This window comes from Sphingomonas sp. GW821-FHT12D09, assembly GCF_058807215.1.
In genome coordinates, this window is the sequence record NZ_JBXAQL010000001.1 from 1,296,580 (window position 1) to 1,323,193 (window position 26,614).

Sequence of the window (26,614 nt, forward strand, 5' to 3'; positions counted from 1 at the left end):
GCTGCTTTCGCGATCAGGAAAGAGGACGCGGCCGGGTTTCGGACGCGACGCTGGGAGCAAGGGGAGTCGGCTTGGCCGAGGGCATGGTCAGTCCGGCGCCGGTGAGCGGGGTCAGCTTGCCCGGCTTGGCCTGCATGCGCGCCATCATCGGCTTGTCCTCGTCGCAGATCTCGCCGACGAAGCTCTTGCCGTCATGCATGTGCGTGCCGCGGGCGCCGCCCTTGTCGTAGGCGAGCTGGCGGACGTTATAGAGCCCGGCCTTGCCCATGCCGCCCTGCGCGTCGATCGCTGCCATCTGGTGCATGCACATCTTGCCGGGCTCGACGCACATGTTGGTCACGCGGTCGAACAGCCCGGTCTCGACGCCGGCATAACGGCGCACCGGCTCGCCCTCGGTCGGGCGCTCCAGCTTCAGATATTCGGCACGGTCCAGGCTGCCGCCCGCCTTCCTGGCCTCGGCGATCCAGGCGTCGAAGCCGGCCTGGTCCACGCTGTGCGCCTTGAAGCGCATCTTCGAGAAGCCGTGCCCGCTGTAGTTCGCCGAGAAGCCCTGGAAGGCGCCCGGCTTGTCGAACACCGCGTTGAGCGGCGTCTCCATGCCCGGCATCGCATAGATCTGGCCGGCGAGCGCGGGAATGTAGAAGGAGTTCATCACCGAGGAGGACGAGATCCGGAAATGGACCGGGCGGCCGATCGGCGCGGCCATCTCGTTTACCGTCGCGATGCCCTGCTCGGGATAGATGAACAGCCATTTCCAGTCGAGCGCGACCACCTGCACCTCGAGCGGCCTGACGTTCGCCGCGATCGGCTGGCCCGGCGCGGTGCGCGAAAGCGGACGATAGGGATCGAGCAAGTGCGTCGCGACCCAGGTCAGCGCGCCCAGGCAGATGATGATCATCAGCGGGGCCGACCAGATCACCAGCTCCAGGCTGGTCGAGTGATCCCAGTCCGGCGCGTAGGTCGCCTCCTTGTTCGACGCGCGATACCGCCAGGCGAAGAAGACGGTGAGCGCCATGACGGGCACGATGATCAGCAGCATCAGGACGGTCGAGGCGACCACCAGATTGCCCTGCTGGCGGGCGACGTCGCCGGCCGGATCGAGCACGATCATGTTGCACCCGCAAAGTGCCGCGAATGCCGGCAAAACCAGCGCGGCACGGAGGCGTGCGGAGAGGAGACTGGGTCTAAGCATGGCGGGCGCCTAGGCGTCTCATGTTGCAGCGCACATAGGACATTTTGTCCAATCCCCGCGTTGTCTGCTATGACGCAAGAGCGCCGCGCCGGGAACTACCCGGCCCTTCATGGCATTAGGAAACGCGCTTGCGCGGCGCGTTGTTGCAGAAAGTTCCAATTCGATGAGCGGCGATACCGTCCCCACCCTTGAAGCCGAACGGGATGCACGCGTCCTCAATGCCGCGCATGGCCACGGGATCCACCCCGGCGAGATCGCGATCGGCGTCATCATCGGCCGCACCTCCGAGTTCTTCGACTTCTTCGTATATGCGATCGCCTCGGTCCTCGTCTTCCCCAAGCTGTTCTTCCCGTTCCTCGATCCGCTGCAGGGCACGCTCTGGTCGTTCGCGATCTTCGCGCTGGCCTTCATGGCGCGTCCGGTCGGCACGCTGATCTTCACGGCGGTCGACCGCGCCTATGGCCGCGGCGCCAAGCTGACGATCGCGCTGTTCCTGCTCGGCGGCTCGACCGCGTCGATCGCCTTCCTGCCCGGCTATTCCGATGCCGGCATGACTGCGGTGTGGCTGCTGTGCCTGTTCCGCATGGGCCAGGGCGTGGCGCTGGGCGGTTCGTGGGACGGCCTCGCATCGCTGCTCGCGCTCAACGCGCCGGCCAACAAGCGCGGCTGGTATGCGATGATCCCGCAGCTCGGCGCGCCGCTCGGCCTGATCGTGGCGAGCCTGCTTTTCGCCTTCTTCGTGACCGAGTTGCCGGCCGAGGACTTCCTCGCCTGGGGCTGGCGCTATCCCTTCTTCGTCGCCTTCGCGATCAACGTGGTGGCGCTGTTCGCCCGCCTGCGCATCGTGGTGACCCCGGAATATGCCCGCCTGTTCGAGGACCGCGAGCTCCAGCCCGCGCCGATCGCCGAGACGCTCAAGGCCGATTGGCGCGTGGTGCTGATGGGCGCCCTCGCCCCGCTCGCCAGCTTCGCCATGTTCCACATGGTCACCGTGTTCCCGCTTTCCTGGGTGTTCCTCTACACCAGCAACAGCCCCACCGGCTTCCTGCTGATCGAGGCCGCCGCCGCCATGGTCGGCACCGTCGCGATCATCTTCTCGGGCGTGCTCGCCGACCGCGTCGGCCGACGCACCCTGCTCGGCAGCTCGGCGGTCGCGATCGCCGTGTTCAGCGGCTTCGCCCCGCAGCTGCTCGCTGCCGGCGAACTGGGCGAGATCGTCTTCATGTTCTTCGGCTTCGCGCTGCTCGGCATCTCTTTCGGCCAGTCCTCCGGCGCGCTCTCGGCGCTGTTCACCAAGTCGCATCGCTACACCGGCTCGTCCCTGACCTCGGACCTCGCCTGGCTGTTCGGCGCCGCCTTCGCCCCGCTGATCGCGCTGTGGCTCGGCAGCGCCTTCGGCCTGCTCGCGGCGGGCGCCTACCTCCTCTCGGGCGCCGCGATCACGCTGATCGCGCTGTGGTTCAACCGCGAGCTCGCGAAGAACATCGACTGATCCGGACGATCCGGACGGAAAAGAAGAGAGCCGGCGCCCCACGGGCTGCCGGCTCTTTTTCGCTAAAAGCCCCTCCCTTCAGGGGAGCGGTTGGGGTGGGGCCTGTCCACGAGCACCGGTCCCGGTGAGGCATCTTCGCCCACTATGGTCGCCCTCGTTGCCCCCCAATCCGTCATCCCCGCGAAGGCGGGGATCCAGAGTCACGAAGGACACCGCTCCGCCACCCTGGATCCCCGCCTTCGCGGGGATGACGATGAAGGAGTTCCGGAACCAAATACGCCGCCCCCCTCAATTCCTCTCCCCGCAAGGAAGGGGAATAGAAGGGTTAGCGCGTCCCCGAAGGCACGGCCTGCGCCACGCCCTCCGGCACCGGCAGCCCGAAGTCCGGCCGCCCGTCCGCCGTCCAGCCGAACTTCTGGATGTGCGGTGCACGCTTCAGCGTACACTGCATCCCCGCCGCCGAATTGGCGTGGTAGATGATCCAGTCCTCCTTGCCGTCGGGCGACTTGAAGAAGCCGTTATGGCCGGTTGCGTACACACCGTTCCCCTTGTGGAGCACAGGCGCCTGCGCCTTGCTCCACGCCTTGGGATTCAGCGGATTGGCGCCCGGCGCCGCGCGGAGCAGGCCCAGCGCATAATCGTCGGACCAGCACGGGCTCGCCGAATAGGTGAGGAACAGGTCGCCCTTGGGCCCGGCCAGGAACTCCGGCCCTTCCAGGATCTGGCGGCCGTCCAGCCGCTCCCAGCGCTGGTCGGGCATGGCGATCACCTGTTCCTTGCCCTTCAAGGTCCAGGGGTTCTTCATCTCGGCGATGGCCAGGCCGCTATCAGGGCCCAGATAGGGCGAGTAAACGAAGTAACGCTTGCCCCGATACGCGAAGACGGTGCCGTCGATTCCGGCATGCGCGGTGTTGATCCGGCCGCGGTCGATCCAGGTCCCGCTGAGCGGATCGGACGCCTTGTTCTCCAACACGAACACTGCTCGGTGCGCATCGTCGCTGAAACCGCTTGCGGTGGCGGTGTAGTAGAGGAACCAGCTCTTGCCGATGCGGTGCAGCTCGGGCGCCCAGATCAGATGGGCGTTGGCGCCCTCCTTGGGCGGGGTCCAGACCACCTTCTGCTCGGCATTGGCCAGATCCGCGATGTTCCGTGTCCGGAAGAGCGTGATCCGGTCGCGCTGGGTGTGCATGTAGTAATAGGTGCCGTCGACCTGGGTGATCCAGGGGTCGGGTCCCGAGGGCAGCAGCGGGTTGGAGTAAACTTTCGCGGCCGAAGCGTCCTGTGCCGCTACCTTTCCGGCGCCCAGGCACAGGGCCGCGCCGATCAGCGCCCCGGTCCAGAGGTCTCGCTTGGTCATGTCATATCTCCCGCCTATCTGACATGACTTATCATATAATATAGGCAAGACGACAAGCCTTGGGCGCCACTTTAGCGCGCTTAGGTGTCTGGAAGCGCCTGGACGAAAGCCCGGGCATTGGCCCCCACCTCGGCGGCGCTCAGGCCGACCTTGTACAGCGCCGAACCCAGCCCGAACCCGGCTGCGCCGGCGGCCAGCCAAGGGTCCATGTTGTCGGGCGCGATACCCCCCACCGGGAGTACCCGCGTCTCCTGGGGCAGCACCGCGCGCATCGCCTTGAGAACGCTGGGGTTCGCGGCCTCGGCAGGGAACAGCTTGAGCGCCGTTGCCCCGGCCTCCAGCGCGGCAAAGGCCTCGGTGGGGGTGGCGATGCCGGGCAGCGAGACCAGCCCGGCGGCAGCGCTGGCGGCGATCACCTTGAGGTTGGCATTGGGCGAGATGATCATCGTGCCCCCCGCGGCCTGCACGGCAGCGACCTGCGCCTCGCCCAGCACCGTGCCCGCGCCGATCACCGCCCGCCCCTCGAAGCGCTTGGAAAGACGCGAAATGCTCTCCAGCGGCTCGGGCGAGTTCATCGGCACTTCGATCAGGGTAAAGCCAGCAGAAACAAGCGCTTCGCCGATCGCCTCGACCTCATCGGGCCGCACGCCGCGCAGGATCGCGACCAGCGGGCAGCGGGCAAAAGCGGCGTAGAAACTGGCGATATGGCTCACGATATACTCCCGATGGCGATGATGCCGGCAACAAAGGCGGCGTGGCTGTCGACCAGCACGGCGCGGCGGCCATGCGCCTCGACTGCCGCGACATAGAGGCCGCCGAGCATGCGGTCGGCGAGGATATGGACCTCGCCATGCCCCACCCGCTCGAGCCGCGCGGCGACGTCGCTGCCGATCAACAACCCGCTGGCGAAGCTGGCGGCATCGCTGTCCTTGCGCTCGCCCAGCAGCTTGGCGGCCCGGATGCCGAACAGCGAAGCGGCGAGGTCGCGCTTGCGCCCCTCCTCCACCCCGTCGAGGAAGGCCTGTCCCAACGTCACCTCGTCGGTAAGTTGCGAGGAAAGCAGCCCATATTTGCGCAGCAGCGCGAACAGCTCGCCGGTCATTGCGGTGGTGAAACCGGCGATGCGCCCGCCTTCCATCAGCGCCCATTTGCAGTGAGTGCCAGGCTGGGCGAGCAGCGCGTCGTGCGGCACCAGCCCGGCCGCGACTGCGCCCAGCAGCTGGACTTCCTCGCCCCGCATCACGTCCGCCGGCCCGGTCACCGAGACTCCAGGGACGATCGCGGTCCGGCCGTCGATGCGCAGCAGATTGGCGGCAAGGTCCTCGACCCCGGCCGGGGCCGGAACGTACGGCGCCACCCGCCAGCCGATATTCGAGCCGACCATGCCGGCCATCAGCATCGGCAGGTCGCCGAAGCGGGAACGAATGCCCGCCGCCTCGGCCTCGAAGTCGGTGACCGAAGTCACGCCGCGATCATCCCGCTCGGTGCGGACGACCTGTCCGCCCTCGATCAGGAAGACGCGCCTATTGGTCGTCCCCCAATCGATGGCGAGGAAGGGTCCGGCGAAGCTCACCACCAGACCGCGTAGAGTGCGATGAGGATCAGGATCACGCCGATGCCGGCCACGTTGAACACGTTGGGCGTCCTGAAGCTGACGCCCTCCATGGTGACGCGGTTGGCATCGCCGCGGCCCTTGAACAGCACGCTCACGATCATCGCCAGCGCCAGGCTGACCAGGAACACGAACAGCATACGGTTCATGAAGGGGAACAGCCAGGCGTTGAGCGCTTCCGGCAGCCAAGGCGCGGGGATCGCGCCCTTGAGGATGACCGAAAGGCCCACGGAAGTTACTGCCGCGACGATCGCGCCCGCTTCCGTCGCCGGCTTCCAGAACAGGCCGAGCAGGAAGATCACCGTTATGCCCGGGGTGAAGAAGCCCGAGAATTCCTGGATGAACTGGAAGGCCTGGTCGGACTGGCCGATCAGCGGCTTGGCGGCGAGGATCGCGATCACCACGGCGACCGCTGCCACGATACGGCCGACGAGGACGAGGTGCTTCTCCTGGCCGGTCTTGCCCTCGCCCTGCTCGCCCCGCGTGTTGATGCCGCGCGCCTTGGCGTAGAGGTCGAGCGTGAAGATCGTGCCGATCGAATTGATCTTGGAGGCAGTCGACGCAATGATCGCGGCGACGAGTGCGGCGAACACCAGGCCGAGCAGGCCCGGCGGCAGCAGCTTGAGCATCGTCGGATAGGCTTCGTCGCCCACCGCGAGGTTCGGCGCGAGCATGACGGCGGCGATGCCCGGCAGCACGATGATCACCGGCATCAGCAGCTTGAGGTACGCGGCGAGCGTGATGCCCTTCTGGGCCTCGCCCAGGTTCTTCGCTGCCAGCGCGCGCTGGATGATATACTGGTTGAAGCCCCAATAGCTCAGGTTGGCGATCCACATGCCGCCGACCAGCACAGCGACGCCCGGCAGGTCCTTGTAGAAGGGATTGTCGGGCGAGAGGATCATGTCGAACTTCTCGGGATGCGCGTTCGCCAGCGTGTGGAAGCCGGCGAGGATGCCCTGCCCGCCGCCGATCTGGTCGAGCGTCAAATACGAGACGATCAGCCCGCCCATCACCAGCAAGGTCACCTGGACGATGTCGGTGAGCGCCACGGCCTTGAGGCCACCATAGAGCTGGTAGAGCAACGCGAAGCCGCCAAGCCCGATCAGCGCCGCGGTCTGGTCGACGCCCGCCACCTTGTGCACCGCGATCGAGCCGAGCCAGATGATCGAGGTCAGGTTCACGAACACATAGAGCGCGAGCCAGAACACCGCCATCAGCACCGGCAGGACCTTGCCGTACCGCTGCTCGAGGAACTGCGGCATCGTGTAGATCTGGTTCTTGAGGAAGATCGGCAGGAAGTATTTGCCGACGATCAGCAGCGTCAGCGCCGCCATCCACTCATAGGAGGCGATGGCAAGCCCGATCTTGTAGCCGGATCCGGCCATGCCGACGATCTGCTCGGCCGAAATGTTCGCTGCGATCAGCGACGCGCCGATCGCCCACCAGGGGAGCGACTTGGAAGCGAGGAAATAGTCGGACGTGTCCTTGGCGTGACCGGCCTTTTCACGGCTCACCCACTGGGCGAGGCCGAAGATGCCGATGGCGTATATGATGACCACGATCAGGTCGATTTGCGACAGACTCGTCACGCGCAGTCCCTCCCTAGGTGCCGCGCGCTTTCGGGCGGCTCAGTGGTTCATTTATCGTATTAATTGGGCTTGTCTAGCATCGAGTTTGGGATATCTCTATGGACAAGAGGGCAAGCGACGAACGTCGCCTCGATAGAAAAGGAAAACCCGCGCGTGGCCACGTCTCTTTCCAGATCGCATGACGATTTGCGCCCGCAGTTGGGGCGTAACTTGACCTATGGCCTGCTTGACCGGCTGGGCCGAGCGATCGTCACCGGCCATTACGAAACCCAGCCCTTCCCCACCGAGGCGGAGCTGACCAAGCAGCATGGTGTGAGCCGTTCGGTAACGCGCGAGGCGGTGAAGATGCTCACGGCCAAGGGCCTGTTGAGCGCCCGTCCGCGCCAGGGCACCGTTGTCGAACCCACTTCGTCCTGGAACCTGTTCGACACCGATGTGCTGCGCTGGCTGCTCGAGCGGCAATTCTCGGTGGAGCTCCTCAAGCAGTTCAACCAGCTGCGCGTCGCGATCGAGCCGGAAGCCGCCGCGCTTGCCGCGCGTTTCGCCGACGAGGACGACTTGACGGGGATCGCCGAGGGCCTGGCCCGCATGGTCGCTGCCGAAAAGGGGCATGACGACACGCTGGAGGCCGACATCGCCTTCCACGTCTCGATCCTGCGCGCTTCGGGCAATCCCTTCTACGCGCAGTTCCGCGACGTGGTCGGCACCGCGCTGCGCACGTCGATCCGCTTCACCAACCGGGTGAAGGGCCGCACCGCCAATGTCGGCGATCACGGCCTGGTGCTCGACGCGATCAGGGCACGCGATCCCGACGCTGCCCGCGTCGCGATGCGTGCCCTGATATCCGATGTGCTCGAGCTGATCGACACCTACGAGCCCACGAGCTGATCTTCAGTCCATCCTGATCGGCAGGATCGACCCGTCCTTGCCGAAGGTCACCGACGTGATCGCGACACGGCGCGAGCCGGTATAGGGGCCGTCATGCGGCTGCCCTTCCCAGCGGTGATAGGCGATGTACCAGCGCCCATCCTTGGGATCGCGCAGGAAGGCGTGATGCCCCGGGCCCTTGTACTTGGCATCGCTGACCAGGATCGGCCCGCGATACTTCCACGGGCCCGTCGGCGATGAGGCCGTGGCGTAGTGGACCGAATAGGTCGCGTCGCGGAAATTGCCCGAGGAATAGGACAAATAGTAGGTGCCCTTGCGCTCGAACAGGAACGAGCCCTCGGTGAAGTGCGCGGGCGTCTTCACCTTCACCTCATGGTCGATCGTGACCATGTCGGGCTTGAGCTGCCAGACGCGCAACGTCGCTCCGGCGCTGCCACCGGCGTAAAGGTAGCGCTTGCCGCTTCTGGAATCGACGAACACCGCCGGGTCGATCGCCTCGAAACCATGCCCGCTGTCACCTACCAGCGGCTTGCCACTGTCCTTGCATGGGCCCGCCGGCCCCTCGCACACCGCCACGCCGATGCGGCTCGGCGTCGGGTTCTGCGGACCGATCGAATAATAGAAATAATAGCGGCCGTTCGCCCGGACCATGTCCGGTGCCCAGAGGCGATGCTCGGGCGCGCGATCGTCATTGATCCACGGGATCATGCTGTGGTCGAGAAGGACGGGGCCCTTCTCCCATTTCTGCATGTCGAGCGAATGCCAGGCGACGAGCGTCTTGCCGCCGAAGGTCGGGTAGAGCCAATATTGCCCCTCCGCGACTTCGAAATCGGGATCGGCGCCGTCGAAGAAGGACGGCGCATCCTGCGCGTGCGCCGGCAGCGTGGCGAGGACGAGCCCCGCCAGCGCCGCCGGGAAGATGCGCCGGATCACTTTGCGACCGGCGTCGACGGGACGACGCCCTTGGGCGAGGTTGCAAGGCGCTTGATCAGGTCGGCCTCGGCCTGGCGATAGGGCGTACCGTCGGCGCGGAACACTTCGTGGAACCAGATGGTCGGCTCCTCATAGGTGTAGGGCTTCTTCCAACTGTCCCAGGGCATGCGCGTCTGCGTCTTCCCGTCGACAAAGCCCCAGTTCATCATGCCGATGTTAAGACGCTTGGCGATCGGCAGCGAACCATCGAAGGTCGAGCCGTTGCCACGCGCCATATACTCCGTGCAGATCACCGGGCGGCCATAGCTGAGCATCTGGCGGGCACGCTTCTCGAAGGTCTCGGGCCAGCTGTAATCGTGGAAGGTCAGCACGTCCGACTGGGTCATCTGGGTCTTCTCGGTCGCATCGAGCTTGCTCTGGTCGTCCCAATGCTCGCCGATCCACACGCCCGAGGTGAGCGGCTGGCTCGGATCCACCGAACGGGCCCAGGCGAATACCTGCGGCATCAACTTGGCGACATAGGCCTTCTTGTCCGACGTCGGCTTGTAGTTGCCGCCACCCTGGTTGTTCGGCTCGTTCCACAGGTCCCAGCCGAGCACACGGCTGTCATTGGCGAAGGCGCCGACGACGCCTTTCACATACCTCTCCAGCCTGCCATACTGGCTCTCGTCCTTTAGGCGGGCGGCGCCCGGTGCCTGGACCCAGCCCGAATTATGGACGCCCGGGATCGGCGGATGCTGGGGGCCGGCGACCGGGTTCGGATCCCAGCAACTGTCGAACAGCACGAACAGCGGCTTGATCTTGTGCTTGGCGGCGATCGTGAGGAACACGTCCATCCGCTTCTTCAGCCCTTCGGGATCATTCTCCCAGAGCAGATTGTGCAGGAACACGCGCATCGTGTTCATCCCGATCGACTCGGCATAGCCGAGCTCCTTGTCGATCGCAGCGGGATCGAAAGTCTCGGGTTGCCACATCTCGAGCTGGTTGATCGCGTTGGCGGGGGCATAGTTGGCGCCGACCAGCCAAGGCTGCCTGGCGTACCAGGCGTTCGCCTGGGCCGGGGTCCATTGATCGCGCGCAAGCGCGGGAGTCGCCGCGAGCATCGCGGCGACGCACAGCAGGATACGCTTCATTTTTCCGTCTTAGCGCTTTGCGGCCTGACCGGTGGTCAGGCGATAGGTCATGACGTTGCGATAAATCTGGCCGGGCGCGAGGCGCGCGTCGGGGAAACCCTTCTGGTTCGGCGCATCCGGGAAGATCTGCGGCTCCATCACGATGGCATCGCCCTCGCGGTAAACCTTTTTCGACTTGCCGAAGGAGGTGCCGTCCAGGAAATTGCCCGAATAGAATTGCAGGCCAGGCTGGTTCGACCACAGCTCGAAGCCGCGGCCCGAAGCTGGATCATAGACCTTGGCCATCAAATGCTGAGCCTTGGTGACTTCGCGGCCGATCACCCAATTATGGTCGTAGCCGCGGCCCCAGACGATCTGCTGGTCCTTGGCGTCACGCACCCGCAGGCCCACCGCGGTCGGCTTGCGGAAGTCGAACACGGTGCCGGCGACGGGCTTGAATTCGCCGGTCGGGATCGCGCCGTCGTCGGTCGGCAGATAGGTCTGCGCCGGGATCGTCACGACATGGCCCATCGCGCCGTTCGAGCTGCCCTCGCCCGACAGGTTCCAATAGGCGTGGTTGGTCAGGTTCGCGATCGTCAGCCTGTCGGTGGTCGCGCTGTACTCGATCGTCAGGTTGTTCGCCTCGTCGAGCGAATAGGTCGCGTCCACGGTCATCGTGCCGGGATAGCCCTGGTCGCCGTCGGGGCTGACATAGCGCAGCGTCACCGAAGCGGTCGGGCCGTTCTTCACCGAGACGACTTCCCACAGCACCTTGTCGAAGCCGGTGGTGCCGCCGTGCAGCGCGTTCTTCCCGTTGTTGATCGGGGTCTGGTAGGTCTGGCCGTCGAGCTTGAAGCGGCCCGCCGCCAGGCGGTTGCCGAAGCGGCCGACGATCGGGCCGAAATACTGGGGTTTGCTCAGATACTGGTCGATATTGTCGTAGCCGAGCGCCACATCCGCCTTGCGGCCGTTGCGATCCGGCATGATCACCGACTGGATCGACGCGCCCCAGGCGATGATATTCGCCGAGACGCCCTTGGCGTTGGACAGCGTCACCGACGCGACCTGGCGCCCGTCGGGCAGCTTGCCGAAAGTGCCGCGCTTGGCGGTGGCGGCCTCGGCGTTCGATGCAAGGGCGCAGACGAGCGCCGCTCCCATCAGCAATGCGCTTTTGTGCAGGGTCATCCCTTTTCTCCTCCTCAACCGCGATAGAGCTGGGTCGCCAGGCCGCGGCAGCCGGGATCGACCTCGAACAATGCACCGCCATGGGGCTCGTCCACCCCATCGCCCGCCGACGTGACGAACATGCGGTCGAGCCCCTCGCCGGCAAAGGTACAGCTGGTGATCTGGCTCGCCGGCAGCGCGATGCTACGCTCCCGCAGCCCCTCGGGCGAGAAGCGCGTGACGCAGCCGGCGCCCCAGCAGCCAACCCACAGGCAGCCATCGGCATCGAAGGTCATGCCGTCGGGGTTGCCCCATTCGGGCTCGAAGGTGATGAACGGCGTGCGCTTGCCCAGCGAGCCATCGTCGTTGATCGCAAAGCGGAAGATCGTCGCCAGCGACGTGTCGGTATGCAGCAGGAAGCTGCCGTCCGCCGCGATCGCGGGGCCGTTGGCGATGGCATAGGGACTGTCGACGCGCGTTACGGCGCCGTCCGTGTCGAGCCGGTAAAGGGCGCCCGTGGGGTCCTCGCAGTTGATCGACATGGTGCCGGCCCAGATGCGGCCCTTGGAATCAGCCTTGGCATCGTTGATGCGGTTCTCGAAGCGATCGGGCTCGGGTGCGGCGATCGTGCGTGTGTTACCGGTCTCGGGATCGAAGCACATGAAGCGGCGGCCGAGCCCGAGGACGAAGCCCCCTCGCTCGCGCTCGATCGCCCAGCCGAGATAGTCGTCGAACACCCAGCCGCTGGTCGCGCCGCTGTCGAGCGAGAGCCGGTTGAGGCGGTGCGCGAGAATGTCGGTCCAGTAGAGCGCATTATCACGCGCCGACCAGATCGGGCCCTCGCCCAGCTGGTCGCGCCGATCGCGCTCGACGATGCGTACCAGGGACATCAGTGGCTGTCCCGCGGAACGCCGTATTTCTGCGCGATGCGCTGGTACTTCACCGCGTTCTCGAACACCGCGCCGCCATCGAACTGGCCGACCAGGTCGCGGTGGATCTCCTGCCACGGAGTCTGGCTCTCGGGGACATATTCGATGTCGAGCGCTGCGCGGCGAAGTGCCAGCTCCGCGTCATCCACCAGCATGTCCGCGGTGCGATTATTGAGATCGATGCGGATCCGGTCGCCGGTCTTGACCAGCGCGAGCCCGCCGCCCACCGCCGCTTCGGGTGCCGCATTCAGGATCGAGGGGCTCCCGCTGGTGCCGGACTGGCGGCCATCGCCAAGGCAGGGCAACGCGTGCACGCCGGCCTGGATCAGCCCAACCGGCGGGCGCATGTTCACCACCTCGGCGCCGCCCGGATAGCCGACCGGCCCCGCCCCGCGCATGATCAGGATCGAGCCATCGTCCGCGCCGAGCGCGGGATCGTCGATGCGGCGGTGATAATCCTCGGGCCCGTCGAACACGATCGCGGTGCCTTCGAACATGCCGGGATGCCGGAGGTCAGAGAGGTAGCGCGCGCGAAACTCGTCGGAGAGCACGCTGAGCTTCATCACGGCGTTGTCGAACAGATTGCCCGATAGCACGGTGAGCCCGGCGGCGGCCTTGAGTGGCGCGTCGAGCGGGAAGATCACGTCCGCGTCTTCCACGGTGGCGGTGCCGACATTGTCGGCGACGGTCCTGCCGTTGACGGTGAGCGCGCTGCCATCGATCAGCCCGGCGCGGAGCAACTGCCCCATCACCGCGGGCACGCCGCCGGCACGGTAGAAATCCTCACCCAGATATTTGCCCGCTGGCTGGAGGTTCACCAGCAGCGGGATGTCCGCTCCATGCGCTTCCCAGTCGGCGAGGCTGAGCTCGACGCCGATATGGCGCGCGATGGCGTTGAGGTGGATCGGGGCATTGGTCGAGCCGCCGATCGCCGAATTGACGCGGATCGCGTTGAGGAACGCCTCGCGCGTCAGCACATCCGAAGGCTTGCGATCGGCCTTCACCATTTCGACGATCTGGACGCCGGTGTGATAGGCGCATTCCGCGCGGTCGCGATAGGGCGCCGGGATCGCAGCCGAGCCGGGCAACGACATGCCGAGCGCCTCGCACAGCGAGTTCATCGTCGTCGCGGTGCCCATGGTGTTGCACCAGCCGGTCGACGGTGCCGAGCTGGCGACCAGCTCGATGAAGCCCTTATAGTCGATCTCGCCGGCCGCGAGCATCTCGCGCGCCTTCCACACGATCGTGCCGGAGCCGGTGCGCTCGCCCTTGAACCAGCCGTTGAGCATGGGGCCGACCGACAGTGCGATCGCCGGGATGTTCACCGTGGCGGCGGCCATCAGGCAGGCAGGCGTGGTCTTGTCGCAGCCGATGGTGAGGACGACGCCGTCCATCGGATAGCCGTAGATCGACTCCACCAGGCTCAGATATTGCAGGTTGCGGTCTAGCCCCGCGGTGGGGCGCTTGCCGGTCTCCTGGATCGGGTGGGTCGGGAATTCGAGTGCGATACCGCCCGCGTCGCGGATACCTTCGCGGACGCGCTTGGCGAGTTCGAGATGGTGACGGTTGCACGGCGTCAGGTCGCTGCCGGTCTGGGCGATGCCGATGATCGGGCGCCCCGACTGCAGCTCTCCCAAGCTGATCCCGAAGTTGAGGTAGCGCTCTACGTACAGCGCTGTCATGTCGGGGTTCGAAGGGTCGTCGAACCAGGCGCGCGACCGCAGATTGGCGCGCTCGCCCTCGACTTCACCGCCCCCTGACATAGAAACCCTCTCTCGACACTCCGGTCACCGAACATGACCCTGTTGATACGGAGCGTATTGATAGTGCGGTTCGCGGCGGATAGGAAGCATATATATCGTATAAAAGGGAGTTAGGATGCAACGCTTTCGATTAGGCTTGGTCGGCATCGGAAAAATCGCGCGCGATCAGCACCTTCCGGCGATTGCGGGCAATGACCGCTTCGAGCTGGCGGCGATCGCCAGCCGACACGGACGGGTCGATGGCGTGCCCAATTTCCAAGATATTTCAGCGATGATCGCCGCGACCGAGCTTGATGCGGTTTCTCTGTGCACACCGCCCGAGGGCCGGCACGAACTCGCCCGCACCGCGATTGCCGCGGGCAAACATGTGATGCTGGAAAAGCCCCCCGCCGCGTCGCTGTCCGAGATAGAGGCGCTGGCCGAACATGCCCGCGCGCAGCGCGTGGCGCTGTTCACCAGCTGGCACTCGCGCGAAGCGGCCGGAGTGGCCCCTGCCCGCGCCTGGCTCTCGCACCGCGAGATCAAGGCGGTGCGGATCGACTGGCGCGAGGACATCCGCCGCTGGCACCCGGGCCAGGAGTGGATCCTGGCACCCGGCGGCTTCGGCGTGTTCGACCCCGGCATCAACGCGCTCTCGATCGCCACCGCGATCCTCCCAGCCCCGCTGTTCGTGGTGGCCGCAACGATGGACGTGCCCGCGGGCCGCGCCGGGCCGCTCGCCGCCGAGCTCGACCTGCGCTGCGGCGACGCCAAGGGCCGGGCCTCGTTCGACTTCCTGCAGGCCGGTCCGCAAACCTGGGACATCGAAGTCGATACCGATGCCGGCACGCTCAGACTGTCGATGGGCGGCAGCGTGCTCCAGCTGCCGGGCGAGGCCGAGTGCACCGAGGCGGACCAGGAATATCCGCGCCTCTATGCCCGCTTCGCCGAGCTGGTCGCGAGCGGCGCCAGCGATGTCGACATCCGCCCGATGCGGCTGGTCGCCGACGCCTTCCTGCTCGCCGAGCGGCGCGAGATCGAGGCGTTCAGCTTCTGACTCCGTCACCCCGGCTCAAGGCCGGGGTAACGATGTAGAGGGTAACGTCGGGTCTTTTGGGTACCGCTCTAACGCTTGGGTACCGCTCTAACGCTCGATCTGCGGCACCCAGATTCCATCCTCGGAGATCTCGATCGGCACCAGGCCGAAGTGACGGCGCCAGGGCGCGGTCGTGTCGTTGCCAAACATCGTGTACCAGAAATGGCTCTGAGCGTCGCGGAAGGCCGTGCCGTGACCGCCATGCGGCACGGCGAGCCGGCGCTTGCTGTACGGGCCCATCAGCGACTTGGACGTGCCGTACATCATGTCATAGGTGCCGTCGGTGCGGAGCGGCCCATTCCATTCGGCACCGGTGAGGAAGTAATTGCCCTTCACCTTGATCAGCCCATTGCCCTCGTAACCGACATTCTCGCCGTCGGTATCGACCAGGCGCTTCACTTCGCCTTGGAACCCGTCGCGTTTCGCGTTGAGCTTGCCGATGCGGCCGCCGCCCCAAAGCAAATAGAAACCGCTCTCGTCCTCGAACGGGAAGGCATCGATGCCTTCGACGAAATAGCTCTTGCCAGCGTTGACATAGGGCCCGATCGGCTTGCCGCTGGTCGAGCGGTACAGCCAGGACTTTCCCCCTACCCCGCGCTCCATCACCGAGAAGGCGAGATAATAGGTCTTGTCCCGCGCCGACCAATGGATCTCCGGCGCCCAGAGCTCGGCGACGTCCTTGAAGGTGTAGCCCAGGCCCTTCCAGTCGAAGATCATCTTGTTCTGGGAAGTCCAGGTCTTGAGATCGGTCGAACGGTAGAGGTTCACCCCGCCTTCCGGGTACTGGAAGCCGAAGCCCTTTTGCGTACCGACGAGATAATAGGCGCCGTCCCCGCCAAGCGTGACCGAGGGATCACGCATCGTCTCGTCGGCAATCAGTGCCAGGCGATCCGCGACGGCGCTGTTCTCGGTGAGCACCGAAGCCGCCTGGCGAATACGGCCGTCGGGCGCGCGCTCCAAGGGCACGAGCCCGACCTGCTCGCAGAACATCGCGAAGTCGTCCTCGCAGCGCGGGTTGTAGCCGGCGACCAGCTTGCCGTCATGCATGCGGACGACATTGGTCTGGCCGGCATGCGGCACGGCGAGCGTACGCCTGGAGAAGGGACCATAGGGTGTCGGGCCGGTCGCCATATAGACGTCGTCGGTGGCGGTGCGCATGCGGCCCGTCACTTCGCTGGCGGTGACGACATACTGGTCGCCGTCCCGGAACATCGAGGCGCCGCCTTTGCCGATACGCAGCCGCACCGGCCAGTCCTTGCCCGCGGGCGGATCGGTCTTGAACAGCGCGGGGTCCGGCTTGAGAAAGCGCGGCGCGTCGGCGAGTCTGGTGAAATCGGGCGCGACCTTGGCGATCATGCCGCCGTTCCACAGCAGATAGGTCGTGGCGTCATTGTCGATGAAGGACGAGACGTCGGCCACATCGGCCACCAGGCACGGGCTCTCGGTGAACCCACCTTTCAGATCGGCAAGCGAGCCGCGCGCGATATGCGCGCAGCCATTGTCGTCGGCAAAGGCGAGCTGGACAGTCTGCCCGCGGATCTGGATGTCGGGCGCGAGATAGCGGTGACCGGCGCCGTGCACCACGCCGATCGCGGTCCAGCTCTTGCCCGCATCGGCGGAGCTCCATAGCTGGATGCCGTCGCGGCGGCCTTCGCGGATCACGGTGCCGGTGACGAACCAGCGGCCATCCTCGGCCTGGGCGATCGAGGCATCGGTGATCGCATGCGCGCCGAAGAAGGACCGCACCGGCTGCGCGTCGGGCGCGGGCATCACCGTCGCGTTGCGGTCCTGCGAGGGGTGATCGAGGAAGATGTCATCCGCTGGGGGCCGGGCTGCCGGTGCGCCCTGCTGCGCCAGCGCCTGGATCGGGATCAGTGACGTGGCGGCGAGCATGGCGGCCAGGAAATGCTTCACGATAGAATCCTCATCCACATAGATGAAAGGCGGCGCCGCTCGGGAAGAAACATTCCGTCGTGACGCCGCCCGGTACCCTTTAGCTACGTCGTTCCGGCGATCAGAGCCGGAAGCGGATGCCCAGGCGATAGATCCGCTCGAGAAAGCGCGTCTGCCACACATAGACATTGTCCGGGTTCGCATCGAACTGGCGCGAGTTCGATGCGGCGGTCCCGAGCACGTTCGAGATGCTGAAGTTGATCCCGATATTGCTGACTGGGTTCAACGTGGCCGAGATGTCGAGCGTGCCGCGGCCCTTTTCCTTCACCGGCAGCGTCGGCCCGAGCGCGTTGTTGATCGCCGGATCGGCGACCTGGCCGTAGCTTACCACGAAATCCGACCGGTAATTGTACGCGGCGCGCAGCGACAGGAAGCGGTTCTCATAGAAGAGCGAGGCATTGGCGAGGTGCTTCGACACACCCGAGAGCGGCTGCATGCCGGGCAGCGTCGCCGCCAGCGTGGGCGCCAGTTCCGACTTGTGGTCTAGATAGGTGTAGTTGGCCAGCACGCCGAAATCGCGCGTCCACTTCGGAAGCCAGGGCGCCCGCAGGAAGGTGCGGAAACCGGCCTCGAGACCGCTGATCCGCCCCTCGCCGCCATTTTCCGGGCGATTGATGTTGAGGCGGCCATAGGTTGGGTCGATGATCTGGGTCGTGGTGTTGTTGATGAAGCCGGTCAGGTCGCGGTGGAACACGCCCAGGGTGATCGACCCGTCACGGGTGAAGTAATATTCCAGCGACGCATCATAGTTGGTCGATTCGACCGGCTTCAGGTCCGGGTTGCCGCCCGACGCGGTGCGAAGGCAATCGGCGCTCGTCGGATCGGTGGCGCAGATCGCCGACGGCGCTCCGATGGTGACCGAGGGATTGAGGCTGCCGAAGCCCGGCCGCGTCCGCGTCTTGGTGAAGGCCAGGCGCAGTTGCAACTCGCGCGAGAACTTCAGGCGCGCGCTGATGTTGGGCAGGAAGTCGTTATAGGCATTGCTGCGGCTGATGGCGGTGTTGACCGGCACGCCGGCATTGGTCACCGTCGCGGTGCCGTTGATCTGGTCCTCGGTGCGGACCGCACGCAGGCCGACCAGACCGTCGATCGGCACGCCGATGTCGAACGAATAGCGTGCCTGGATATAGCCCGAATAGGCCTTTTCGTTGCCTGTATAGGTCGGCGCGTTCCAGGCCGGGCGACCCTTGGTCAGGCCCGTCAGGGTGCGCAGATAATCGGCATTGTGGATGATGCTCTCACGCGTCGGGGTCAGCCAGGAACGCACGGTTTCCGCATCGTCGCCGCGGAAGCCGGCCGGCACCGAAGTATATTCGAGCGGCAGCACCGAGAAGAACTGGTTGGCGGGCGCGGTGCCGGTGCGCGTATAGGCGCGGGCGTCGGCGTCGCGGCTGTTGAAGCGGATGCCCGCCTGCAGATTGGTGATGCCCGAATCCGCCAGCGTGTAATCGACGTCGAAGCGCGCCTGGATATCGCGTCCGTGCGTGCGGTTGCCCGAATCCGTGAAGGTGGTCAGGCGATAGAGCGCGGGATTGAACAGATCGAAGTTCGACACCGTCACCACGCCGCCGCCGGCGCCCTGCGGCGTATCGAAGTTGAAGGTACGCGTGGGCTGCGTGGTCATGGTGTAATTGAAGTTGAGATTGTTCTGCGTGTAGGTGGAATCGGTCCACGCCACATCGCCGGTGACCTTCACTCGATCCGCCTTCCAGACGAACCCGCCGCCGAACTGATACGTATCGGTGTTCGCGTCGATCGCGTTCTGGGTGCCGGTGGGCAGCGCGCCCGCCGTAGCGGTCACGCTCTGCACCAGATTGGTGCCGGGGAAATAGGTGATGTTGGAAAGGTTGGCGGCCGGACCGCTGCCGATGTTGAGGTTACGCCCCGCGCCCTGGCCACGGAAGCCCTGGAACAGGCCGTCGAGATAGATCTCCAGCGTGCTGCTCGGGCGCCACTGATAGGCGGCGTGTGCCGACGGGCGCCAGCGCTTGGCCGTGGCATAGTCGACATTGATGAACGACGGATAGCGGATCGCGCCGGTGGTGCCGGCAACGCCGGTTCGGTTCAGGATCGTCTGGCTGACGTTGCGCGAGGAATCGAGGAAGTTGACGTCGGCATAGGAGCCTTCGACGAGCAGACCCATTTCGCCGATGCCCGTGTTCCAGCGCTGGCTGACCAGCAGGCTGGCATCGAGGCCGAGCTTCTGCGACTGGTACCAGTGCACGCCGGTTACGTTGCCGGCGATACGGCCCTTCTTGAAATCGAACGGCATGCGCGAGCGCACGTCGATCAGGCCGGCGATGCCCGGCTCGATCAAATTGGCGCTGGCAGACTTGTAGACATCGATCCGCGAGATGCTGGCCGACGGGAAATCCTGCAGCGCGACGGCGCGGCCCTCGGCGGTGAAGATCTCGCGGCCATTATAGGTGGTGGTGAGGTCCGGCAGGCCACGCAGGCGCGTGCCCGAAGCCTCGCCCTGGGCGCGATCGACCTGGATGCCGGTAACGCGCGCCAGCGATTCCGCGGCGGTCACGTCGGGCAACTTGCCAATGTCTTCCGCGACGACGGAATCGACGATCTGATCGGAATTCTGCTTGAGCGCCGCGGCGGTTTCGAGACTGCGGCGAATAGCCGTGACCACGATCTCACCCGAATCGGCGTTTTCCTGTGCCGGTACTGTCACCGGCGCTTCCTGCGCCGCCGCGACATTCGGAAGCACCAACAGACCCAGCGCCGAGGTCGTCGCGAGTAGAAAATAGGACTTGCAATTCACAGTCTGGCCTCCCCCAATTCTTTTATTAGAACCTTATCTATCCTAATTATCATACCACGATAGATTTGGCAATATGGCGCGTCCAGAGCGGCGAGCTCTGGGCGCAATCTTGAGCAAGGTGGCGTTGGCTGGCCGGAGCCGCCCATATAGGCGACATCCCCACCGCTACCAGAGCTGCCACGCCCCAAAGCGCGACATGTTCTTGATCCGCGCACGCGCGCGGGCCGATGCCACTCCTCATGCTCCCGCAGCATGCGAACGATGCACTCTGCGCGTCTGGAAACGCAGAGACACGCACCATGCCGGCCCATTGGCGGCCGCCCAAACAAGCTTTGCTTTCGTGATATGATAATTTGCTTGTGGTAAGATAAATAGCATTGTTTGGTTGAGGGACACCGGACAAGGAGAGAGAACAGGTGAAGGCAGCGATGACACGCCGCGGGATGTTGCTGGCAAGCGCAGCGGCGCTGGTGGTGCCGGGTGCGGCCTTCGCCGGGCCGGCGCGCAAGCCCAACATCATCATCCTCTATGCCGACGATCTCGGCTATGGCGACCTGAGCTGCTACGGCTCGAAGACGATCCACACGCCGAACATCGACAAGCTCGCCGCGCGCGGCACGCGTTTCGTCAACGGCCACTCCCCTTCCGCGACTTGCACCCCCTCCCGGTACGCGCTGCTGACCGGCGACTATGCCTGGCGCGCTTCGGGCGTGCAGATCCTGCCGGGCGACGCGCCGGCGCTGATCCGCCCGGGCAAATTCACCCTGCCGACGATGCTGCGGAACGCCGGCTACACCACCGGGCTGGTCGGCAAGTGGCATCTGGGTCTCGGCGACGGCAAGGTCGACTGGAACGGCGACATCGCGCCGGGGCCGCTCGACATCGGCTTCGACTATGGCCTGTTCATGCCGGCGACGCTCGACCGCGTGCCGACGGTGCTGATCGAGAACCGGCGCGTGCTCAACCTCGACCCCGCCGATCCGATCCGCGTCGACTATCACGACAAGATCGGCGACGAGCCGACCGGCTTCGAGCATCCCGAGATGCTCAAGTTCGGCGCCGATCCCGAGCATTCGAACACGATCGTCAACGGCATCAGCCGCATCGGCTACATGACCGGCGGCAAGAAAGCGCGCTGGACCGACGAGGAACTGAGCGACGTGCTGCTCGGCAAGGCGGTGGACTTCATCGCCGCGCAGAAGGACAAGCCGTTCTTCCTCTATTACGCCGTCAACGAGCCGCACGTGCCGCGCGCACCGCACCCGCGCTTCGTCGGCAAGTCGGGCATGGGGCCGCGGGGGGATTCGATCCTGCAGCTCGACTGGACGGTGGGCGAGCTGATGCGCAAGCTCGAGGCGCTGGGCGTCGCGAAGGACACGCTGGTCGTGTTCAGCAGCGACAATGGCCCGATCCTGTTCGACGGCTATCAGGACAAGGCGGTCGAGTTGGCCGGCAGCCACCGCCCGGCGGGGCCTTTCACCAGCGGCAAGTACAGCATCTACGAGGGCGGCACCCGCGTGCCGATGATCGCCTGTTGGCCGGGGCATGTGGCAGCTGGCAAGGTCTCGACCGCGGTCATCGACCATGTCGACCTGCTCGCCTCGCTGGCGAAACTGGTCGGCGGCAGCTTCCCGCAGGACGCGGCGGTGGACAGCTTCGACATGCTCGCCCCGCTGCTGGGCCGGACGAACCGCGGGCGCGACCATGTTATCGAGGACACCAAGCTGATGGTCACCACCGGCACCAAGGTGGCGGGCAGCGGCGCGCGCATCTTCGCGATCCGGGCCGGCGACTGGAAGCTGATCCGCGCCAGCGTGGAACCCCATGAATTCCATGGCAATTCGATCGGCACCCTGCCCGTCCACCAGCTCTACAATGTCGCCAGGGACTCGGGCGAGAGGATCAACCTCGCGGCGCAGAACCCGGCGCGGACGGCGCGGATGGCGGCCTGGCTGGACAGGATCGAGCGGGACGGGCGCAGCCGGCCCTAGACGCTTCCGGACGCCCAAGGTGGCGAAGGTTACGTGATGGACGGATCCGCACTTGCCTTCATGATCATATTATATGATTTATACGAATCAGGTCGGCAGGGCCTGACGCCCGAACCGGCCGCGCCCTGCGAGCGCCTTCAAACAGGGAGATAGATTTGATGCGGAAGCTATTGGCAATCGGTGCAGCCGCCCTGCTGAGCCTGCCCGGCGCGGCGCTGGCCCAGGGTGCGCTTGGCGCCAACTACAATGAGCATTTCGAGGACGTCGACTATCGCGACCTCCAGAAGAGCGACACCCAATGGGTGCGCATCTTCCTGCCGATGTTCCAGCTCGATCGCGGCCCCGCCGCGGAGCACGGAGCAGTCAAAACGATCCTCGATGTTGGCAAGCACGGCTACAAGACCGTGCTGTCGCTCAAATTCCCATACAACAAGGTCGCCTTCCCCAAGGCCGACAGCGATACCTTCAAGAAGGATCTCGCCCGGCTTGAGGCGGTGCTGCCCGAGGTGATGGGCAAGGTCGACATCCTGGTGATCGGCAACGAGCCCTTCATCGAAAGCCGCCAGCAGGACTGGAACGCAAACTTCAACGCCTATTACGAGCAACTCGCCAAGGCGGCGATCCAGTACCGCGCCGAGCATTGCGGCGGCAGCGCCTGCAAGACGCAGCTCTACATGGGCGCGCTCAACCAGACCCAGAACCCGGTGTGGCGGAACAAGACCACGGATCGCTGGATGGAGTTCATCAAGCAGACCCCCGAGCTCCAGGGCCTCGACATCCACCCGCACATCACGATGATCGAGGAATCCAAGGCGTTCCTCGACTATATCCTGCCGCGGATGCGCTCGGACCAGAAGTTCCTGGTGCTCGAATTCTCGCTGGTGTGGTGGTGGAAGCAGCATCTGAAGGACCCGGTGCCCGCCGCCTTCGCCGCCAGATATGGCGCGTCGCCCAATGCCCAGAGCTGGCAGATCATCAAGGCCGCGCTGGAGACGCCCTTCTCCAAGCCGCAATGGGACGAGTTCCTGGCGCAGAGCCCGTGGTTCGAGAACCGCAAACACTACCTGAAGAACCAGATGAAGATCTTCCGTGACACCGGCCGCCTTGCCGTTGCTACCTACGGCTTCAAGCAGGGCGCCTCGATGGTGAACAATTTCGGCGCGGATTCGACGCCCTGGCTGCTCAACAGCGTGTTCGCAGGCCGCACCGTGAAGCCCAATCCGGACGGCAGCGCGGCGTTCAACTATGCCTGGATCGACGATTACAAGGCGCTCCAGAAGTAACTTCCCCGGGCGGAGGGCGCCCTCCCCTGCGCCTCATCTTCTCCTCGTTGCAACAAAGCGAAATTCCCTCGCGTGTCGGGCGGCCGAAAGCGGCTCCGGCACAATTTCACCGGGGGATATGATGCGAGGTTTGAAGCACGGCGCGAGCGCCATCCTGTTGGGCGCGGCGCTGACACTGGCTGCACCGGCAATGGCCCAGATGGGCCCGGGCGGCGGCAGTGGCGGCCCGGGCGGTGGTGGCGGCGGTCCGGGCGGCCGTGGCGGGCCTCCGCGCGGTGGTCCCGGCGACGGCGGGCGCCCCAAGCAGATGAAGCCGATCAAGCGCGAGAAGCTCGACAAGGTGGTGACCGGCATGTTCCGCATCGCCGACAAGAATGGCGACGGCCTCGTGACCTTCGAGGAGCTCAAGTCGGTGATCGAAGCGCGCCGCGACGCGCGGATCAAGGCGCGGTTCGAGCGGATCGACGCGGATCACAGCGGATCGATCAGCAGCGCGGAATTCTTTGCTTGGCAGCACGAGATGGGCTCGGTCGCCTCGGCCGAGCACCAGCCGGTCGCCGAGATCGGCGGGCCGGTCTCCGAGACCATCGCGCCGGACCTGGACGACGACATGGATGACATGGCGCTGCGCCGGCTGATCGAGCCGCTGGGCGCGATGACCATCGTCAATGCCAACACCAATTACGACAATGGCGTCTCGCTCGACGAACTGCTCGCCTATGAGCGCAAGAAGTTCGACGCCGCCGACAGCGACCATGACGGCACGCTGACCATGGACGAGACGCGCGCGCTCGAACCGCGCGATCGCGATGGCCCGGGCGGGCCTGGCGGGCCGATGGGGCGACCGCCGCGCGGCGAAGACTGAGGCCATCATGACGCATTGCAGGAAGATGCTGCTCGCAGGAGCGGCACTGGTGGCGCTCGCCCCGGCGGTGCGTGCCCAGGACAAGCCCCAGCCGGCTGCCCGGACGGAAGACGAGATCGTAGTCACCGGCAAGGCGCCGCCAGGATCGGTGATCGGCGACATCCCGCCGGAGAACCAGCTCGGCCGCGCCGATATCGACGGATACGGCGTCGGCACGGTGAGCGAGTTGCTCGACGCGATCGCCGAGCAGACCAGCAGTGCGCAGGGTCGCGAGGATGAAGGCCCGGTGGTGCTGGTCAACGGCAAGCGCATCTCGGGCGTCAACGAAGTGGCGGACCTGCCCACCGAGTCCATCGTCCGCGTCGACATCCTGCCCGAGGAAGTCGCGCTGAAATACGGCTATGACGCGCAGCGCAAGGTGGTGAACATCATCCTGCGCCGCCGCTTCGAAGGACGCGTGGCGAACCTGGCTGGCGGCATGGCGGCCGAGGGCCAGGGCGAGAACGAAGCCGGCGACTTGAGCTATACCCGCATTCGCGACAATGACCGGGTCAACATCGCGGCGCGGGTGAAGTCCAGCGCCTCGTTGCTCGAAAGCGAGCGCGACCTGGTTCCGGCGACCACCGCCACGCCGGGCACGGACGGGCCGGCAGACGACCGCGCGTACCGCACGCTCAGGCCGGCGACGCGCAGCTACGGCGTCAACGCCACGCTCGCCCACCAGCTGAGCCCGAATACCAATGTCTCGGTGAACCTGCGCGGCGATTACAGCACCAGCGACGCGCTGAACGGCCTTGCCGCGGAAACCGTGGACCTGTCCGGCACGCCGGTGACGCGCTTCGTCGCCACCGATCCGCTGGAGCAGGACAGCCGCATCGCCAGCGTGAGCGGCGGCGTGACGCTCAACACCGATCTGTCGAAGCGCTGGCGGGTCTCGGCCGTGGCAAGCTATTCGCATGGCGACACGACCCGCGACACCGACCGCGACGATGCCGCCGGCACGATCTCGCGCGACCGCGCCTCCTCGCTGACCGACACCGGCAATGCCAGCCTGCTCGCCAATGGCAAGCTGCTCCGCCTGCCCGCAGGTGATGCTTCGGTGAGCGTAAAGCTCGGCGCCGATTTCAGCGCGCTGAGCACCCGCAGCACGCTGGCCGGCATGCAGTCGTCGGGCAGCAGCGAGCGGACCAATGCCGGTGGCCAGATCAGCTTCGACCTGCCGATCGCCAGCCGCGCCCGGGGCGTGCTGCCATTCCTCGGCAAGCTCACCGCCAACCTCAACGCGGCGGTGACCAGCGTCTCCGACTATGGCACGCTCGGCACCTTCGGCTATGGGCTCAACTGGACCCCGGTGACCGGCATCAGCCTGATCGCGGCGGTAAACGAAGACCGGGTCGCGCCTACGCTGGCCCAGCGCGGCGACGCGGTAGTGATCACCGACAATGTCCGCGCCTATGATACTGCGACCGGCGAGACAGTGACGATCAGCCGGATTTCGGGCGGCAATCCGCTGCTCAAGGCCGATGACCGCCACGTCGTGAAGCTCGGCCTGACCGCCAAGCCCTGGACTAACATCAACCTGAGCTTCACCGCCAACTACAACAACAGCCGCACCGAGAACGCGATCGTCAGCATCTCGGACGTCTCGCCCGCGCTCGAGGACGCCTTCCCCGACCGGTTCGGGCGCGACGCGGCCGGGCAGCTGACAAGCATCGACACCCGCGCCGTGAACATCGCCCGCGAGGATCGCGAGCAACTGCGCTGGGGAATCAACTTCACCCAGGTTCTGCGCGCACCCAAGCGACCGACGCCCCCGCCGGGCTTCCGGCCGCCCTGGATGCAGGGCAGGCCGGAGGGCGACCGGCCGAACGGGGAAACCCGCTCCGACCGGCCGCCCGAGGGTCCAGATGCCGAACGCAGGCCGCCGCCACAGGGCGAGGAAGGCGAGATCGTGGTCAATGGCCGCGAGTTGCGCGATCCCTCCGGTCCCGGCCGACAGGGCGGGTTCGACGGGCCGCCCGACGGTCCGCCGCCCGGTGGCCCGCCACCGGATGGTTTCGGGCCGCCGCCGGGCGGTGGCCCGGGCGGCCCGGGTGGTTTCGGTCCGCCCCCCGGTGGTCCCGGCGGCCCAGGCGGGCCCGGTGGCGGCGGCAGCGACAATGGCGCACGCTTCCAGTTCTCGCTCTATCACAGCGTGATCCTGCGCGACGCGATCGTGCTGCGCGAGGGGCTTGCACCGATCGACCTGATGGACGGCGGGTCGCTGGGCGGCACGCCCCGTTCGCGCCACAGCGTGCAGCTGAACGCCGGCGTGATCGACAATGGCGTCGGCGTCCGCCTGTCGGGCAGCTGGAAGAGCGCGGCGGACGTGGACGGCACCTCGGCGGCGGGGGACCTGCATTTCGGCGCGCTCGCCACCTTCGAGTTGCGCATCTTCGCCAACCTGGCCAATCGCTTCCGCGGGCAGGACTGGGCACGTGGCACGCGGGTGAGCCTGTCGATCGCCAATCTGCTGAACACGCGGCAGAAGGTGACGGACGCGACGGGGGCAACGCCGCTTGCCTATCAGGGAGCGTATCTCGATCCCGATGGCCGCACGCTGCTGCTCTCGGTGCGGCGGATCTTCTAGGCGGGTTTGTCCGG

Annotated in this window: 19 protein-coding genes; 7 read left to right on the top strand and 12 right to left on the bottom strand. The window is 65.9% G+C overall.

Going from position 1 to position 26,614, the window contains the following annotated elements:
- Nucleotides 1-13: 13 nt before the first annotated feature.
- A complete protein-coding gene (cyoA, locus tag AC1RPL_RS05850; RefSeq protein ID WP_493068313.1) occupies nt 14-1,192 on the bottom strand; it encodes a ubiquinol oxidase subunit II in 1,179 nt (392 codons plus the stop codon).
- Nucleotides 1,193-1,355: 163 nt separating this feature from the next.
- Here cyoA and AC1RPL_RS05855 point away from each other — a divergent pair, with 163 nt between their 5' ends.
- Nucleotides 1,356-2,684 (top strand): MFS transporter, encoded by a 1,329-nt coding sequence (locus tag AC1RPL_RS05855; RefSeq protein ID WP_493068314.1) that lies wholly within the window; start codon nt 1,356-1,358, stop codon nt 2,682-2,684.
- Between the two features lie 325 nt (nt 2,685-3,009).
- Here the strand turns inward: AC1RPL_RS05855 and AC1RPL_RS05860 are convergent, their stop codons facing one another.
- The 4 genes from AC1RPL_RS05860 to AC1RPL_RS05875 form a co-directional block, all read right to left on the bottom strand.
- Nucleotides 3,010-4,041: a glycoside hydrolase family 43 protein gene (locus AC1RPL_RS05860; protein ID WP_493068315.1), complete on the bottom strand. Its 1,032-nt coding sequence runs from the start codon at nt 4,039-4,041 to the stop codon at nt 3,010-3,012.
- An 80-nt stretch (nt 4,042-4,121) separates the two neighbouring features.
- Entirely contained in the window at nt 4,122-4,754 is a 633-nt protein-coding gene (locus AC1RPL_RS05865; RefSeq protein ID WP_493068316.1) for a 2-dehydro-3-deoxy-6-phosphogalactonate aldolase, read from the bottom strand.
- Entirely contained in the window at nt 4,751-5,620 is an 870-nt protein-coding gene (locus AC1RPL_RS05870; protein ID WP_493069087.1) for a 2-dehydro-3-deoxygalactonokinase, read from the bottom strand. Before AC1RPL_RS05870 ends, AC1RPL_RS05865 begins: the two co-directional genes overlap by 4 nt.
- Entirely contained in the window at nt 5,611-7,242 is a 1,632-nt protein-coding gene (locus AC1RPL_RS05875) for a sodium/sugar symporter (RefSeq protein WP_493068317.1), read from the bottom strand. Before AC1RPL_RS05875 ends, AC1RPL_RS05870 begins: the two co-directional genes overlap by 10 nt.
- A gap of 153 nt (nt 7,243-7,395) precedes the next feature.
- On the opposite strand from AC1RPL_RS05875, the gene AC1RPL_RS05880 reads away from it, so the two are divergent.
- A complete protein-coding gene (locus AC1RPL_RS05880) occupies nt 7,396-8,130 on the top strand; it encodes a FadR/GntR family transcriptional regulator (protein WP_493068318.1) in 735 nt (244 codons plus the stop codon).
- A 3-nt stretch (nt 8,131-8,133) separates the two neighbouring features.
- Here AC1RPL_RS05880 and AC1RPL_RS05885 read toward each other — a convergent pair whose 3' ends face one another.
- The 5 genes from AC1RPL_RS05885 to AC1RPL_RS05905 are packed head-to-tail and all read right to left on the bottom strand — an operon-like array spanning nt 8,134 to nt 14,031.
- Complete coding sequence (locus AC1RPL_RS05885; protein ID WP_493068319.1) at nt 8,134-9,063, bottom strand: family 43 glycosylhydrolase; 930 nt, start codon at nt 9,061-9,063, stop codon at nt 8,134-8,136.
- A complete protein-coding gene (locus tag AC1RPL_RS05890) occupies nt 9,060-10,196 on the bottom strand; it encodes a cellulase family glycosylhydrolase (protein ID WP_493068320.1) in 1,137 nt (378 codons plus the stop codon). The genes AC1RPL_RS05885 and AC1RPL_RS05890 overlap by 4 nt, the downstream gene beginning before the upstream one ends.
- A gap of 9 nt (nt 10,197-10,205) precedes the next feature.
- Nucleotides 10,206-11,360 carry an aldose epimerase family protein gene (locus AC1RPL_RS05895; protein WP_493068321.1) on the bottom strand — a complete coding sequence of 385 codons (1,155 nt, stop codon included), beginning with the start codon at nt 11,358-11,360 and terminating at the stop codon, nt 10,206-10,208.
- Between the two features lie 14 nt (nt 11,361-11,374).
- Nucleotides 11,375-12,229 (bottom strand): SMP-30/gluconolactonase/LRE family protein, encoded by an 855-nt coding sequence (locus AC1RPL_RS05900; RefSeq protein ID WP_493068322.1) that lies wholly within the window; start codon nt 12,227-12,229, stop codon nt 11,375-11,377.
- Nucleotides 12,229-14,031 (bottom strand): IlvD/Edd family dehydratase, encoded by a 1,803-nt coding sequence (locus AC1RPL_RS05905; RefSeq protein WP_493068323.1) that lies wholly within the window; start codon nt 14,029-14,031, stop codon nt 12,229-12,231. Before AC1RPL_RS05905 ends, AC1RPL_RS05900 begins: the two co-directional genes overlap by 1 nt.
- 115 nt (nt 14,032-14,146) lie before the next feature.
- Here AC1RPL_RS05905 and AC1RPL_RS05910 point away from each other — a divergent pair, with 115 nt between their 5' ends.
- On the top strand, nt 14,147-15,067 hold the full coding sequence (locus AC1RPL_RS05910) for a Gfo/Idh/MocA family protein (protein WP_493068324.1): 921 nt from the start codon (nt 14,147-14,149) through the stop codon (nt 15,065-15,067).
- An 87-nt stretch (nt 15,068-15,154) separates the two neighbouring features.
- On the opposite strand, the gene AC1RPL_RS05915 is transcribed toward AC1RPL_RS05910, so the two are convergent.
- A complete protein-coding gene (locus tag AC1RPL_RS05915) occupies nt 15,155-17,020 on the bottom strand; it encodes a family 43 glycosylhydrolase (protein ID WP_493068325.1) in 1,866 nt (621 codons plus the stop codon).
- A 100-nt stretch (nt 17,021-17,120) separates the two neighbouring features.
- A complete protein-coding gene (locus AC1RPL_RS05920) occupies nt 17,121-19,778 on the bottom strand; it encodes a TonB-dependent receptor (RefSeq protein ID WP_493068326.1) in 2,658 nt (885 codons plus the stop codon).
- Between the two features lie 470 nt (nt 19,779-20,248).
- Between AC1RPL_RS05920 and AC1RPL_RS05925 the strand changes: the two genes are divergently transcribed.
- The 4 genes from AC1RPL_RS05925 to AC1RPL_RS05940 all read left to right on the top strand — a co-directional run bounded on the left by AC1RPL_RS05925 (nt 20,249) and on the right by AC1RPL_RS05940 (nt 26,600).
- Nucleotides 20,249-21,823, top strand: coding sequence for a sulfatase family protein (locus AC1RPL_RS05925; protein ID WP_493068327.1), 1,575 nt, complete (start codon nt 20,249-20,251; stop codon nt 21,821-21,823).
- Nucleotides 21,824-21,981: 158 nt separating this feature from the next.
- Nucleotides 21,982-23,106, top strand: coding sequence for a hypothetical protein (locus AC1RPL_RS05930; protein WP_493068328.1), 1,125 nt, complete (start codon nt 21,982-21,984; stop codon nt 23,104-23,106).
- Nucleotides 23,107-23,227: 121 nt separating this feature from the next.
- Nucleotides 23,228-23,971, top strand: a complete 744-nt coding sequence (locus AC1RPL_RS05935; protein ID WP_493068329.1) for an EF-hand domain-containing protein — start codon at nt 23,228-23,230, stop codon at nt 23,969-23,971.
- A 7-nt stretch (nt 23,972-23,978) separates the two neighbouring features.
- On the top strand, nt 23,979-26,600 hold the full coding sequence (locus AC1RPL_RS05940; protein ID WP_493068330.1) for a TonB-dependent receptor: 2,622 nt from the start codon (nt 23,979-23,981) through the stop codon (nt 26,598-26,600).
- The last annotated feature ends 14 nt before the right edge of the window (nt 26,601-26,614 follow it).